Annotated in this window: 7 protein-coding genes; 2 read left to right on the top strand and 5 right to left on the bottom strand. The window is 42.2% G+C overall.

Annotated elements, in window-relative coordinates:
- Nucleotides 1-36 precede the first annotated feature (36 nt).
- Nucleotides 37-1527, bottom strand: coding sequence for a T9SS type A sorting domain-containing protein (locus QTN47_RS15275; protein WP_369330261.1), 1491 nt, complete (start codon nt 1525-1527; stop codon nt 37-39).
- A gap of 45 nt (nt 1528-1572) precedes the next feature.
- Nucleotides 1573-3225 (bottom strand): autotransporter outer membrane beta-barrel domain-containing protein, encoded by a 1653-nt coding sequence (locus QTN47_RS15270; RefSeq protein WP_369330260.1) that lies wholly within the window; start codon nt 3223-3225, stop codon nt 1573-1575.
- A 329-nt stretch (nt 3226-3554) separates the two neighbouring features.
- Between QTN47_RS15270 and QTN47_RS15265 the strand changes: the two genes are divergently transcribed.
- Nucleotides 3555-4598, top strand: coding sequence for a LacI family DNA-binding transcriptional regulator (locus QTN47_RS15265; protein ID WP_369330259.1), 1044 nt, complete (start codon nt 3555-3557; stop codon nt 4596-4598).
- Between the two features lie 460 nt (nt 4599-5058).
- On the opposite strand, the gene QTN47_RS15260 is transcribed toward QTN47_RS15265, so the two are convergent.
- From QTN47_RS15260 to QTN47_RS15250, 3 genes are all read right to left on the bottom strand, one after another.
- Nucleotides 5059-8625: a VCBS repeat-containing protein gene (locus QTN47_RS15260; protein WP_369330258.1), complete on the bottom strand. Its 3567-nt coding sequence runs from the start codon at nt 8623-8625 to the stop codon at nt 5059-5061.
- Between the two features lie 91 nt (nt 8626-8716).
- On the bottom strand, nt 8717-10477 hold the full coding sequence (locus QTN47_RS15255; protein ID WP_369330257.1) for a RagB/SusD family nutrient uptake outer membrane protein: 1761 nt from the start codon (nt 10475-10477) through the stop codon (nt 8717-8719).
- Nucleotides 10478-10502: 25 nt separating this feature from the next.
- Nucleotides 10503-13715, bottom strand: a complete 3213-nt coding sequence (locus QTN47_RS15250; RefSeq protein ID WP_369330256.1) for a SusC/RagA family TonB-linked outer membrane protein — start codon at nt 13713-13715, stop codon at nt 10503-10505.
- Between the two features lie 481 nt (nt 13716-14196).
- Between QTN47_RS15250 and QTN47_RS15245 the strand changes: the two genes are divergently transcribed.
- Nucleotides 14197-14748, top strand: a complete 552-nt coding sequence (locus QTN47_RS15245) for a hypothetical protein (RefSeq protein WP_369330255.1) — start codon at nt 14197-14199, stop codon at nt 14746-14748.
- Nucleotides 14749-14893 lie beyond the last annotated feature (145 nt).

Below are 14893 nucleotides of genomic sequence, written 5' to 3'. Positions count from 1 at the left end.
GACATAACATGTACATCATGGCGCCATATATCCACCTTATCTGCTTACGATGATTTTGGTTGTGAGTTTTTTGCTGCCGTACAATACAATCAGGTGGTATAACCCGGCTGGTAAATCGCTTACTGTAAGCCGTGTTGTTAGTTCACCTTTTTGTATGTTGTGCAAGGTTATCTCTTTGATCCTTGCGCCGTTATTGCTGTATAATTGGAGACGAACGGTTGGTTCATCGTTTTGTAGTTTAAGAGACACATTCAGTATAGATGCAACCGGATTAGGATAAGCTTTCAACAAATCTTTTTCTTCAAGAGGAAGTTTGCCTACTGGCGGTAGTAATGTCGCCGATGTATCTTCCATTGCTTTTCGTAATGACAAATTTGTTGCGCTGTAGCAATAAGCGCCTTGTACACGCACAAAACCGGTAGTAGGGTATGCGTGAAATCCTGGTTCAAGATAAACTGTGCCACCACCTAAAATCGCAATTGTTGAACCGGTAATGGGTACATTGCCAATTGTTGAGAGCTGGGTGATGCCGGAGTTTATAATATAACCACCAGATACCGGGAAGATATAAGGACCAACAACCGCAACTGCAGGAGATGCACAATTGATCAAATCACTATTGCTGCTTAAGAAACTGTTGACCCTTGTAAACTGGTTGTTGGTGAAGAATAAATTTGCATAGCAACTGTTTGCCCACCAATAAGCCATCATGTTTGTATAGGGTGGACTAAAACCGGTTTGGCCCTTGGGATCTTTGCAGTTTCCTGTATATGTACAACCGTTGGATGATGTAGAAAAACAACTTTGATTGTTGTACGCATAAGGATCAGCCGGAGTGTCTGTTATCAGGTCTGCACTTGAAGATGAATTGGAGCCATCAATATCTTCAAATCCGTTTGCCGGTTCAAATGTATGTAGCAAGCCAAAGCAATGGCCAACCTCATGAGAAACGGTATGGCCTGCACCAATATTTCCTGACGAGATCAGGCAAAACGTATTTGGTATTTTCAGACTTGTGCCTCCAATGCCGCAGTTATTGCTGCAGGCTCCATTGCTTCCCAATATTTTCTTCATGTAAAAAACATTGATGCAGTTGGGGACACGGTATGGATCGAACAGATTAGCATTATCGCTTGTAGCATTGAATAAGGTATCCAGCTTTGTGCTGTTAACATAATCAAGCCCTGCATTAATGAAGCAGATCCCATCGCCCGCATAGTCGCTCACAAGGGTAGCAAATTCTGTTTTTATCTGCGCTTCCGTAGCTGCGGCATTACTGCCATTGTCACAGGTTACAATGTGAAAGTATACGCGCACCAGCTGGTTACCCACCGTTAATGCGTGAAGATTCTTTTTCTCAAATTCAATGGCCGCTTTTAATTTGGGCATATCTATTTTGTAACCACCGCATGGGAGTGGTTGTTGTGCATGTGATACAAATGCACACAATACAAGCCATAGAGAAAAGAATATGTTCCTGGTTTTATTTTTGACGCCATGCACGTTGTTATAATGTAGATGTTTCATCCGTAGAATTTTTAATGATGAATGTTTGGATGGAAACTGTAAACCTTACTGGTTTTCTTTAATATACAAAGTGCTTGCGCCGGATTGTTTTTGCATGGAGACAATCTTTTGTTCCAGTTCCTGTATCTGCTTGTTTTGATCTTTTATCTGCTTGTTTTGCTGGATAACGTAAAGTGTAAGCTCCTCTATTTTTTTTATCATAATAGAATCCATTTCGGCAACCCGTACACCGTTAGCAGCCACATCTGTTGCAGAAGGTACGTCTGGCAAATGTTTGTTTTCTTCAATAAAATCTTTTACTTCATCAAGCGGTTTCAGTATATAGTCTTTGTCAAACACATAGTCGCACCAGCCGGTTTCAACCAACACTTCTTTGGCTCTGATGGTTCCGCACACATCAAGTTTGAATTGCGGATTTATTGTGCCTACGCCAAAATTGCCGTTGGTTAACAATGTCAGCTGTGCATAATTGTTCCCGTTAAGCAGGTTGGTTGCAAAATACAGATTGCTGTTAGTGCTGGTGGCAAGCCAGCCGCCTGATGAACCGATATATGTACCAACTTTTACTGTGCTGCTAGAATGTGTTATTCCCCAGCTTGCGTCACCTGTGCCAACCTGCAGCTTGGTTGTTGGCGTTGCTGTACCTATGCCCACATTGCCCGTAAATAGTTTTAAGTTCAAGGCTCCGGTTCTGTTAACCTGTAAAAGAAGATTGCCCGGCGTTGCTGTTGCAGGGGAAATCAGGGGATTAACAACTTTAGCATCTATATTAAGATCATTGACGTTTGTAAAAATACTTCCGGCTGTAACATTGTTCTGGCTGAAGTTAATACCGGGTGAAGCTCCGCTGTTTATCTGCATCCCATTCTGATCAAAAGTGTAATGGTCTGCGCAATTGAGTTGTATTATAACTTTCCCGGCTGCATTATTGCAGGAAGTGCCAAGCACCATATCGTTGGTGGCGTTCTTCCATAAAAATCCCTGGTAAACATTGCTGTTATCATAAAACGAAATGTAAGGCGAAGCTGATTGCAATCTCAGTAACTCTGAGGCATTGGCATTCAGAATATGAAGTGGTGCGCCGGGAGAAGAAGTTCCAAGCCCAACGTTGCCGGTGTTTGTGTTGTGAATTGTTGTGCCGTTTGCTGCCCAATAGCCCGGTGAGGAAGAGGTAACGGTGGACCAGCTAACTGTACCTGCACCATTGGTTTTCAGTACCTGCCCGTTGGTGCCGTCTGTAGCGGGCAGTGTATATGCTCCGATTTTAAGTGTGCCGGTGAATGCGCCATTGCCGCTTGTAGAACTTACTGTAAACCGCGGTATTGCGCTGCTGTTCCGGAATTCGTATTGCGATTTAGTACTGTTATAATACAATCCAATATTTGGTTGGGTGGTATATCTAAAGACATATTTATTTCCGCCGACACGATATGTGCCCGTTCCTGTGAAAGTGAGTGCACCTGCCGTATCAATTTTTGCATAATTGGTTGATGTGCCAAATCGCCATCCTCCTGCACTGAAGATTCGCCCCCTTTCCGATGCATTGGTTTTGAAAATGACATCATGCGCATCTTTAGCTCCCAGGTAATTGGAGCTTGTAAGGCCAGTGTTTCCTGATGTAAGCCAGTTTTGCGCTAAAATGGAAATATTTGGCAAAAGGCTCATTGCCATTAACAAGAAAAAGTACATTTTTTTCATTGCAATGTGATTTAAAACGTTATGAGTATTTGTTTAAAAAATCAGCAGCAGTAAGTTTAAATGCGGAGCAGGCACGGTTCTAATTATAACAATGCACAGACGGGAATGTTACCGGGAGGAAATAATATTTATCGTAAACACCTGAATAGGTAAGCACTTCTGACATTAAATTTTGCTGAATAGATTTAAATGTTCCAGGGCTTTTGATCGTATTCCGCAATAAACGGGGTAATTTTAAAAGAGCCTATGCGTGAATTAATGAAGAAGATAAATAATTGATTTTGCGGCTGTGCCTTTATTACTAACCAATATTAACTGCTTAGAGCTATATGCGAATTGAGGCAACTACCATAAAAGATATTGCCCATGCCCTGGGTTTGTCCAAATCCACTGTTAGCAGGGCTTTGCGAGACAGTTATGAGATAAGCGACATGACCAAACAGTTGGTACTTGGGTACGCAAAAACTATTAATTATACCCCCAATCCTATCGCGGTAAGTCTGAAGGCAAGAAAGAGTAAATCGATCGGGGTTGTTGTTCCTGAAATTGCGGATAGTTTTTTTTCGCAGGTCATCAACGGAATTGAATCTGTTGCAAATGAAAAAGGCTATACGGTGATGATTACCCAAAGCCTGGAAACGGAAGAAGGCGAGATTAATAACATTAGTTTTCTCGCGTTGCGTTCTGTTGATGGTTGTCTGGCATCCGTATCAGAAGAAACAAATGATTTTTCCCACTTTTGTGATCTACATAAAAAAGGGCTTCCGATTGTTTTCTTTGACAGGATTGTAGAATGTGTGCAAAGCCATGCAGTTACTGTTGAAAATGTGCAGGCAGCTTATGAAGGAACTGCGCACCTGCTTAAAAATAATTATCGAAAGATAGCTTTCATCGCCAACGCCCCTAACTTATATATAACTACGAAAAGATTTGAAGGATACCTTAAAGCGCTCAGGGAATATGGAGTACCTTATGATGAGAATATGATCAACTATTGTCCCCATGGCGGACGATATTATGAAGAAGTAGAATCAGTTTTGAAAAGCTTACTCAGCAAACAACATAGACCAGACGCCATTTTTTTATCTACAGATAAACTAACAACATCGTTCCTGCGTTGCTGCAAAAATCTAGGCCTGAAGATACCGGAAGATTTTGCTCTTGTAGGATTCAGCAATCTTGATATAACCGATCTTATGCAGCCTTCTCTCACTGTTTTGCGTCAGCCTGCTTTCGAAATGGGAAGACGTGCAGCCATGCTTTTAATAAAAGCAATAGAAACAAAAAGAACTGATATTGATTGTGAAAATGAGTGCCTGCCCGCACAGTTAATCATTGGCGATTCAAGCAAAGCAAGGTGTTTAGCAAGCTAAATTTTTTTCTAAACCATATAAGTAAGGAGTTGGCCGCCCCAACGTTTCATAGTAAACAACTTATAAAGCTTAAAGCAGACCGAAGCGAAGTTTTTTAAACCATATAAGGCATATAAGAGCAAATAAGGATTTTGTCTACGATAATAATTGTACTTAAACGAGAATAAATTTACTTAGCCAGACCGGACTTTCACCATTGACTATTGACTATTCACTAGTTGTATAGAAGGCATATAAGAAATGTAAGTTTATGTGTGAAAGCCTTATATGCAACTAGTGAATACTGAATGGTCAATGGTGAAGGGCACAAACCGGCTGAGTAAATGTTATACTGCTTTAGCCATTATTGGCCTCCGGTGTAACTTCTTATACGCCCTTATGTGCCTTATATGGTTCAAAAAACATCGCTTCGGTCAGCTTTGAGCTTTAGGCTTTGGGCTTTAAGCTTTTGCACGGTTGCTTAAAGGGGAATATTTCGTTTAGCTCCTTTATTGTTTGTAACCGTTACGCTACTAACATTTTCATTTATTGTTATAAACCGTGAGGATTGCGATAGAAATGAATCACCATAATAGAATTCCTGTTTTTGCGTGCTGCCGTTTTTGTATGTGATCATCGCAAACATGTCATCGTTGTTTATTCTTATTGTTTTGGGTTTTGTATTTAAGCGGAACAGTTTTAAATAATCTTTATGCTGGCTCGCAGCTACAAGATAATTGCCATTGCTTCCCAATAATTTCACCAGCGACTTTCCATCACCGGGAATAAAAATGCCGCTTTGCGCAATTGATAACGCCTGGAAATTCCCCTTGCCATCACCTTTTAATAACAGGCCATTTAAAGCATCATATCTTCCAACGGTTACATCGGTCCCAAAATCATTTCCATTCATCAATACATCAAGATTGCCATCGCCATCAAAATCATCTGCCACCATGCCGTCCAGCACAGACATCTGTGCCTGCACAGGAAGTGGTATCAATGTAAACCTGCCATTGCCGTCATTTCTTACAAAACATGATTGAAGCATATTGGCTTTCAATCGCAATGCAGTTTTCATTTTTTCAGGCGTAAATATTTCCGTAACGGTTGCACGCGCAAAAGATCTGTAATCAGGAAAGCGTTTTCTAATGGATGGCATGCGTTCAATAATATCGTCTCTTCCGTTAGCCGGAAATTCTTTTTTAACGCCTGAAGAATCCGGCAGATACAATGATGGAATAGACAGATAACCTCCATTCTTTTCAAAATCACTGGCAGTTATATAAACGGGGAATTCGTCACTGGCTTTGTAGAACGTATTTAATCCGGCATTGCCGATAATATAATCAGTTCTTCCTGTGTGCCTGAAATCTCCTGCCACTATTGAGTTAAACCAACCTGTTTTGTCCGCAATACCCGTAAGCTTCGTAACATCTTCAAATTTGCCGTTCTTAAACTGAAAAAATGTAACAGGCATCCATTCGCCTGCAAGTATAAGATCAGGCTGGCCGTCATTATTAAAATCAGTAAACAAGGCGTCACACACCAGGCCAATGTTTTTTAAAGCAGGAGCAATGTCGGCTGTTACATCGGTAAATGTTGTTTTGCCATTGCGGCTGTCATTCCTGTAAATAAAACTGCTAACAGGTTGGGGATATCGTCCCGGTTTTACACGTCCTGAAACAAACAGATCAACAAGCCCGTCCCCGTTATAATCAAAAGCTTTTACACAAAGTTTGCTTGTTGTGTTTGCTGGTAATGCGGACAAGTCCTGAGTGAAGTGACCTTTTCCATCATTTACATAAAGCCGGTCAAGGTAAGTGGAATCGCCTTCCGCTTCCCTGAAGCCACCGCTTACAATATATACATCAGTTTTGCCGTCACCATTTGCATCAAATAAAAGAATGCCTTCATCCCGGTAGTTTCTGTCCATATCAGGGAGAAAATTCTTTTGAATGAAAGAACCGTTTTTTTGTTGAAGGAAAAGCTGGGCAGGACTGCTGAGATTACCTCCTGAAACAATGTCATCAAGTCCATCGCCATTCATATCGGCAACTGCAAGCGCCGGGTTATATTCTGAAAATTTATGTGGCAATACACTTTGCTGATTAAAATCTATCAGGTCGCGATCCTGATGTTTATAAGTTATACCCGCACTTTTGGTAATGTCCTTAAATAAAGAGGCAGCCGGTTTCGCGTTCGCTGATAGATTGGGTAGCCGTCGGGCATCTTTAATATTGACTGTAAGCACCTGGTTAGGTTTTACGCCAACAATTTTTTGTTGCAACTGATCATTCCACTGAATAATTACTGAATCAATCGATGTTACATTACCTAAACCAAAATGAGCTGCAGTCTGCATGGTCGACAAATAGCCACGATACGGATTGTTCTCATACACCTGCTGTTTGCCGTGATCATAAAATACGGTTGCAGAAGCGCCTATGCCGTTCCTGTTGGCAGCGCTTCCAACAAATTTTATGCTGAGGAACGATGACGTTGAATCATTTTTATCCCGAACTGTGTTTTTGTAAACAAGCGTTTCGTCGTTAACGTTGTTGATCACTACATCCATGTCGCCGTCATTATCCAGGTCTGCATAAACGGCGCCATTGGAAAAGGTAGGAACGGATAGTCCCCAATTATTGGTTACATCGTTGAAGGTAAGGTTGCCGTTATTCCTGTAAGCATAATTATGCAGCTTTACTTCCGGGATCTGTTTTATCAGATCCTGTTTGCTGATCAACTTTGTGCTTTGTTTGCGATACACTATAAAATCGCGGTCGGAAACATCTTTAGGAAAACCGTTTGTGATAATAATATCCCTGTAACCATCATTGTCAAAATCTGTCACCAAAGGCGTCCAGCTCCAGTCTGTTTGAGAAATGCCACTCATAAAGCCGATATCGCTAAATACAGGTCTCGCTATCGAGTCGTTCTCATCATATACCATGCCCTGGTTTAGTTGCAATGTGTTGCGGACATATTGATACTGGTAGCCGTACTGATCAAAATTTTGCTGCACAAGGTAGTTACTTGCACCTGTCATTGTTTTCTTCCGGTAATTGTCTTCAGGGCTCATGTCCAGTTCTATCACGTCGGGCAGTCCATCGTTGTTGATATCGATCACATCCTGCCCCATTGCATTGAAAGAAGTGTGTTTGAAATATTCCTTTGAACGGTCGGTAAAAGTGCCGTTGTGGTTGTTGATGTAAAGCAGGTTGTTGGAGATAAAATCATCCGAAATATAAATATCCTTCCAGCCATCATTGTTCAGGTCGCAAATAGTTGCAGCATGCCCGAAACCTGCATATACAATCCCGGCCTGTTGGGAAACATTGTGAAATACGGGATGTTTCAATGTCTCATCCATGTCGTTGCGATACAGTCTTCCCATGCTTGGGGTTTGAGTGCCGCTATTGCGTTTGGTAAAAACCGATGCATCATAACCATTGGAAGCTTCGTTAACGGTGAGGTACATGTCGAGGTCTCCATCATTATCATAATCAAAAAAGCTTGCCATGGTAGACTGAACATTAATGTCCAGTCCGTAAGCTTCAGCCTGGTCTTTAAAATGCGGAATGCCGTTTTTGTCTATGCCCTGATTAACGTAGAGAATATTTCGTCTTTTTAAAGAGTCTTTGTAAATAGTGTTGCAGATATAAACGTCCAATAATCCATCATTGTTTATGTCAATAACTGCAACACCTCTTGCCCATCTTCCCATTCCATCAACACCAGCATCATCAGTCACATCCGTGAATTTAAAACTGCCTTTATTAAGATAGAGTTTGCTCGAAACCATGTTTCCTGTAAGAAAAATATCCTGCAGGCCATCGTTGTTAAAATCGCCGACACCAACTCCGCCTCCGTTATAAATATTCACCACGTCAATCGGATTCAGGGAATCACTTTCTGTGATCCTGTTATTGAACGTTATGCCGGAGTGTGACGACGGAACCTCTTCAAATAAAGTTTTTTTGTTGTTGCAGGCTAAAAAGCAAAACAGAAAAAAGCAGAGCGCAAAGATTTTTAATAGCCTCATAGCAATCATCTTAAGTAAGCAGCGAATGTTAATGTGGTCAGCAAAAAAGGGGTTCTTTGGAAACCCCTTTTTAAAGTTAATTAGTTGTTGCTTAATATCCCGGATTTTGTGTAAGATTAGGATTCAATCCTATCGCTACCTGCGGAATGGGTAATACCGCACGTGTTGGCGGAAGTGAAGCATTGAACAAACCATGTGGTTTGCCATCATGTGTTGGGCCCGGCGCCGGGTTAGGTATTGGATTATTTTGATTGTCAACAGTGCCATAAGCTTTCTTGATAAAAGCTGCAGCCACATCATTACCGGCTCTGCGCAGATCATAAAACAATGAATATTCGCCGGTAAGTTCGTGCCTGTATTCACTTAAAACCATTTGCAGAGGATCGGTAATTGGTGTTGAAGGACTTCCGTCGTAGTTGGCGCCATCCTGCATAACAGCGGGAGCAGTGCCACCCCAGGCTCTGTCTCTTACCAGTTTTATATCGGCCAAGCCACCGGGAACATCTCCGGTGCGGATCTTGCATTCAGCCCTGCTTAAGAGGATCTCTGCATAGCGTAACATGATCTGGTTTTGTGCACCAAAGATCTTTTGCGGAGAACCTGCGGTAGTATCAAATGAGTTACTACCACTGAGTGTCGGGTCTCTCCAGTGCTTGGCGCAATAGTAGCCGGTGCGTTTGCCATCATCACCGTACCATGGACGCGCAAGCGAACCGCAGGTGTTGATGATCTTTCCGTCGTCTCCAATATATGTTTTGTTTCCGGCTACAAATCCGGACTTAACGGGTGCGTAACTCCTAATTCCACCTTTTGCAATAATGCCGGGGCTTATACTTGAGTCACCAGGGCCGCAAATCGTTCCCAGTTTACGTTTGTCGCCTGCCTGGTAAGAAAGCCAGAGGCCCGGGTTGCCATAGTCGTAGCCTTCACCGCTTATTTCCCATGGCCAGCTAAATGCATCTATCCATGCAATTTCACCTCCCGGCGGTTGCCAGCTTCCATCCCAGCTTTGAGAGCCTCCGTCCGGTACTTCAAATTGTATTTCAAACAGCGATTCGTCGTTATTCTGATTGCTGTATTCATGTACGTCGATGAAGTTGGTAAGCAGGTGATATTTCCCTTCCAGCGCATTGAAATTCTGGATGGCGCCGGCATAATCTTTCAACCACATTCTTGCAGAACCCGCATAACCTAATGCTGCACCTTTTGTTGCCCTGCCAAGTTCAGCGGGAGGAAGGTTTTCTTTCCATGGTAGCAGTTCTGCGGCCTTATCCATGTCGGCAACAACTTGCATAAATACAGAGTCCTGGGCAGAACGCGGCGTAAGGCCGTTTGTTTTGTCGCTTAATTCAAGTGGCACACCTCCAAATGATCCTGCCAGGTAGTAATAGGTCATGCCGCGCAGAAAATAGGCTTCGCCTGTTAACCGTTGCGCCAGATCTGCGGTAAGAATTCCTTTGTCCAGTGCTTTTTGAATCACACCAAAGGAAGAATTGGCTCTTGCTATACCGATGTATGCATTGTTCCAGAAGTCAGGCAGTGCATAGAAATCCGCAGGTATCGCGTAATAGTTCCAGATAATATCGTTTCCATAGTTGAACCAGTCATGTGTCTGGAAGTTGGCGTAATACCATATGGATTTTTTAAGCAGGTTACTATTCTGGTAGGTGTCGTAAATGCTGTTGACAAGCGATACAACATCTGAAGCTTTTTGAAAGGTGGCTTCTTCCGTTGACTGGAACGTATTTGTTTGCACCAGGAAGCTCTTTTTACATGCAATAGGAATGATTGCCACGGGAATAAACGCAACAAAGAGAGCCAGTGCAATTAAATATTTCTTGTTCAGTTTCATAGTCTCAATAGTTTTCGTTGGTTTATTAGAATGTTACGTTTAAGCCAAAAGTGAAAAACCGTGATGACGGATAAGTTCCATTATCCACGCCGTTTTGTGTGGCGTTATTACCCTGAATACCGATCTCAGGATCAAGACCGCTGTACTTGGTTATGGTGAACAGATTTTGTGATGATATGTAAACGCGCACTTTAGTAAGTGTCATCTTTCTTAGCAAATCGTCTGGTAAAGTATAGCCAACTGTAAGGCTTTTCAGTTTTATGTAACTGCCGTTTTCAATCCAGGCACTTGAAGGAACGTTACTGCCCGTAGCATCATCATTGTAGCTGGCCCGGGAATATACGTTGGAGGGATTGTTTGGTGTCCAGTGATTTACATAGTATTCATAGCTCACATTCTGCACGCCCACAAAACTTCTGTTCTGGAAACTTTCCAATGCACTCTTTTGATAGTTGAGTATTTTGTTGCCATTTACACCGTAGAAGTAAGCGTTGAAATCCCATCCCTTATAAGTAACATCCAGGTTAAGGCTGCCATAGAATTTAGGTTGTGGACTGCCAAGACTTGTCTGATCAGTAGCATCAACATGGCCATCACCATTTACATCAGCAAAGTAACGATCACCGGCCATAGTGACGGTTTTTTGATAGAAAGGATAGTTGGGATCTTTTGCTGCAGAGGCCGCATTCAGTGCATCTACCTGTGCCTGTGTTTGGAATACGCCAAGTGATTTATATCCATAGAACTCGCCCACAGGTCCCCCTACAAATGTTTCTGTGAAAGTGCTCCATCCGTTACCAGCTGGAATTACGCCTCCAAAATTGGTGATAAAGTTGGTGCCTGATGCAATACTGGTAAGTGTGTTTTTAATTGATGTGAAAGTGGCGCCGATGCCATAGTGAAAATCTTTGTTTACGCCATGGTTATAGTTAACAGCCAGTTCAACGCCTTTATTTTCCATGCTACCTACATTACGTGTCAGGTAATTGTATCCTGTTTGTGCGGGAGCAGCAAGTGTAAGCAAAAAGTCCTTTGATTTTCGGTGGAACCAGTCGCCGGTAATGGTCAATTCACCTTTTAAGAAAGCGGCGTCAAGACCAATATCAGTCATGTAATCTGTCTCCCATTTCAGGTCGGGATTGGCTGGTTGTGTTTGCGCGTAACCTCTTTGATATATTTTGTCGAAGGGATAGCCAAGATTACTCTGTCCACCGCCTGGAGCGAAGTTCGGGCCATACCCGGTGGAGTATAATGCCTGGTACTGGAACGGCTGTATGGCTCCCTGGTTGCCCACAACGCCATAACTGCCACGGAACTTAAGGTCTGTAAGCCAGCTGGCATCTTTAAGAAAAGATTCTTCTTTAGCCCTCCACGCAACTGCGCCAGAAGGGAATACGCCATATTGGTGACCGGTGTCAAACTTGGAAGAACCATCTCTTCTGATAGTACCTGTGATCAGGTATTTATCTCCAAACCCATAGCTCAGTCTGGCAAACTCCGATGCCAGAGAACTTTTAACCTGGCCATTACCATTTTGATCAAGTCTAAGATTAGTTACTTGTGCAAGATCTCTTATCACACTGTTTGGTGGAATTCCACTGCCTCCCATTGCCGTATAAGTATTTTCCTGTGCAGATATACCTCCAACAAAGTGTATGGCATGTTGACCAAATGTTTTATCGTAAGAAATAGTGTTTTCCCATAACCACTCAAAAGTTTGATTGAGGTGTTGCGAGTATAATGCATTTGCAGATGATCCCGCCTGCCCTCCATATTGATTGATCAACCGGTTATCTTCCGGTTGAAAATATGAACCGGAATAGTTATTGGTATTTACGCCCGCATTGGTTTTTATTTTAATGCCGTTCCAAACAGCCGCTTCCAATGAAGAAGTGGCTAGAAGAAAGTTGTTTACGTTTGAATATTGATTGGTTTCTATACTGTAAAGTGGATTGCCATATTTCGCAACATACGTGTAGATAGGATTATAAAAGCCATAATTGCCTTTATCATCTTTTATCTGGTAAGTGAACTTGTTGCCACTGTCAAGTGTGGGCGGCAATTCTGTCAACTGTACAAGATTTCCGGTGGGGAAGGGGTTGTTAGAATTTTGATAGGTGTATTTAGCGCTGGTAGAAGACCTGAGCCATTTTACCGGCGTATAGTCCAGGTTAACGCCCAAAGTATATCTTTTAAAGAATGATCCCTGCACTATGCCTTTTTGATCATAATAGCCGACTGAAGCTGATGACTGGATCTTATCATTACCACCACGGATCGCCAGCGTATAGTTTTGTGTAAGCCCTGTGCGGTACATTGCATTTTGCCAATCTACGCTATGCAGTGATTCCGGGTTTTTCCACGGCGCAAACACCTGGAAGTTTTGTTGGGGATCAGCTGCTGCAACTTCATTGGCTAAAGTGGCGAATTGCTGCGCGTTGAGAATATGATACATTTTGGGTTTGCTCTGGATGGATTCAAAGATGTCAAGTGATACCTGTAGCTTACCTTGTGCACCTTTTTTTGTAGTAATGATGATAACACCGTTTGCAGCGCGAATACCATACACTGCGGTAGCTGAAGCATCTTTCAACACATCTATGGAAGCAATATCATTTGGATTAAGATTGTTCATGTTGCCCGTTGTCGGATATCCGTCTACAACATACAACGGTGTGTTACCACCTGTTGCAAGGCTTCCTATACCTCTGATCAGTACACTCATATTGCCTCCGGGAGCACCATCGTTATTAACTACCTGAACGCCTGCTGCCCGCCCCTGTAACGCCTGATCTACAGTCGTCACAGGCATCTTGGCAATTGTGGCTGCATTGACGGAACTAACAGCGCCAGTAAGGTCACGTTTCTTTTGTGTACCATAACCAATTACAACTACCTGCTGCAGTGACTGTACATCTGCTACAAGGCGTATTGTTAGATTCTTACTGCCACTAATGGCCACTTCCTGGGAAAAGAAACCTACATAGCCAACTTCCAATGTTCCATTCGCCGGTGCCTGTATGGAGAACGAGCCATCAGCTTTGGTTGTGGTGCCTACATTGGTACCCTTTACCTTTATGCTTACATCAGCTAAGGCAGTGTCTGCATCTTTGGACAATACCTTACCCGTAACTGTTGAAGTTTGGGCTAAAGTCAGGGTAAAACTGAAAGACAGAATAAGACATCCCAACAACATCTTGTTGAAAAGGACTGTTTGGAACCACAGCTTATACTTCATGGGGCTGATTTGTAGATTGTTATTTACTAATTGCTTGCTATTCAAATTGCAGAAGGCAGACCAGTGGAGAGTGCTTATTCAATCGGTTGCATAACAAAAACTGCTTATAACCGGATATTAATATGTTTTAATATTCCGCAAATAGTTCGTCTTATCACAATGATTATATGATAGGAAACAGGCAGCGTCTTGTCATACGCAAAAATTTAAACTTAGCAATCTTATGGTGTCTTCGCGGGAGGTTCGAAAACTGGCAAACAGTAATTGTTAATAAATTTAAAAAACAATGGGCGGTTTTTGGTTGAACCCTGTTGAAAATATTTACGGAACCGTTCCCGTTAACGATTGCATAAACCGGGAGAATCTGATTTTTAAGTTGATATGTTCGTCATCAATTCTGCATAATATTGCTTAAAATTGGTTCGGTTGCGTTGCAGGTTAAGTTAACAAGCCGTACTTTTACCACATAAGCTGATACAGAATGCGCGGGTTGTTATTTTTAGGATTATTAATGTGTGCTGCGTCGTCTTTAAACGCGCAGGACTTATTTCCATCAAGCTATGCCGACTACCGGCGGAGCGAGAGCCTTTCTGCGCATGACAGATTGAAGAATAATGACCTTTCCAATAAAAAATGGTTTGTCAGCAAATATGTTGGAATTTCCACCGGTGTTGTTTTCGCCGGTGGCAATACGGCCACCTATATCTCTGCACCCATTGGTCTGCAATTAAACCGCAAGCTCAATAATAATTTATATGCATTTGCAGGCGTGTCAGTAGCGCCCGGTTACGTTAACTTCAACCAGGCATTTATTACCGGCAATATGCCGAAAGGTTTTCAAACAAATAGCTACATGAAACCGGGAAGCCTGGGTGTTTACACAAGGGCCGAACTTGGATTAATGTATGTAAATGATGACAAGACTTTTTCCATTTCCGGAAGTATTGGCATTGAAAGAAGTAGTTATCCTATGATGCCATATAATCAATTTACTGCGCCGAGAACCCGCCACAATACTTCTTCTAATTTTTAACAATGGAGGTTTTTTTAAACCATATAAGGCATATAAGATAATATAAGCGTTAATAGCAGCCATTAACAATTCAGTCAAATTAATAGAATTGAGTTAACAAGAAAATCTGTAGTATTTTTTTAAACCATATAAGAAATATAAGAGA

Source organism: Danxiaibacter flavus (assembly GCF_041060425.1).
In the GTDB taxonomy this organism is placed as follows: domain Bacteria; phylum Bacteroidota; class Bacteroidia; order Chitinophagales; family Chitinophagaceae; genus Danxiaibacter; species Danxiaibacter flavus.
Note: the sequence above shows the minus strand (reverse complement) of the source record. Positions and strands in the feature narration are given on the sequence as shown.

What these genes read in the sequence shown, in the direction of transcription:
- QTN47_RS15275 (WP_369330261.1), bottom strand. Translation starts at nt 1,527, where the DNA reads ATGAAACATCTACATTATAACAACGTGCATGGCGTCAAAAATAAAACC.
- QTN47_RS15270 (WP_369330260.1), bottom strand. Translation starts at nt 3,225, where the DNA reads ATGAAAAAAATGTACTTTTTCTTGTTAATGGCAATGAGCCTTTTGCCA.
- QTN47_RS15265 (WP_369330259.1), top strand. Translation starts at nt 3,555, where the DNA reads ATGCGAATTGAGGCAACTACCATAAAAGATATTGCCCATGCCCTGGGT.
- QTN47_RS15260 (WP_369330258.1), bottom strand. Translation starts at nt 8,625, where the DNA reads ATGAGGCTATTAAAAATCTTTGCGCTCTGCTTTTTTCTGTTTTGCTTT.
- QTN47_RS15255 (WP_369330257.1), bottom strand. Translation starts at nt 10,477, where the DNA reads ATGAAACTGAACAAGAAATATTTAATTGCACTGGCTCTCTTTGTTGCG.
- QTN47_RS15250 (WP_369330256.1), bottom strand. Translation starts at nt 13,715, where the DNA reads ATGAAGTATAAGCTGTGGTTCCAAACAGTCCTTTTCAACAAGATGTTG.
- QTN47_RS15245 (WP_369330255.1), top strand. Translation starts at nt 14,197, where the DNA reads ATGCGCGGGTTGTTATTTTTAGGATTATTAATGTGTGCTGCGTCGTCT.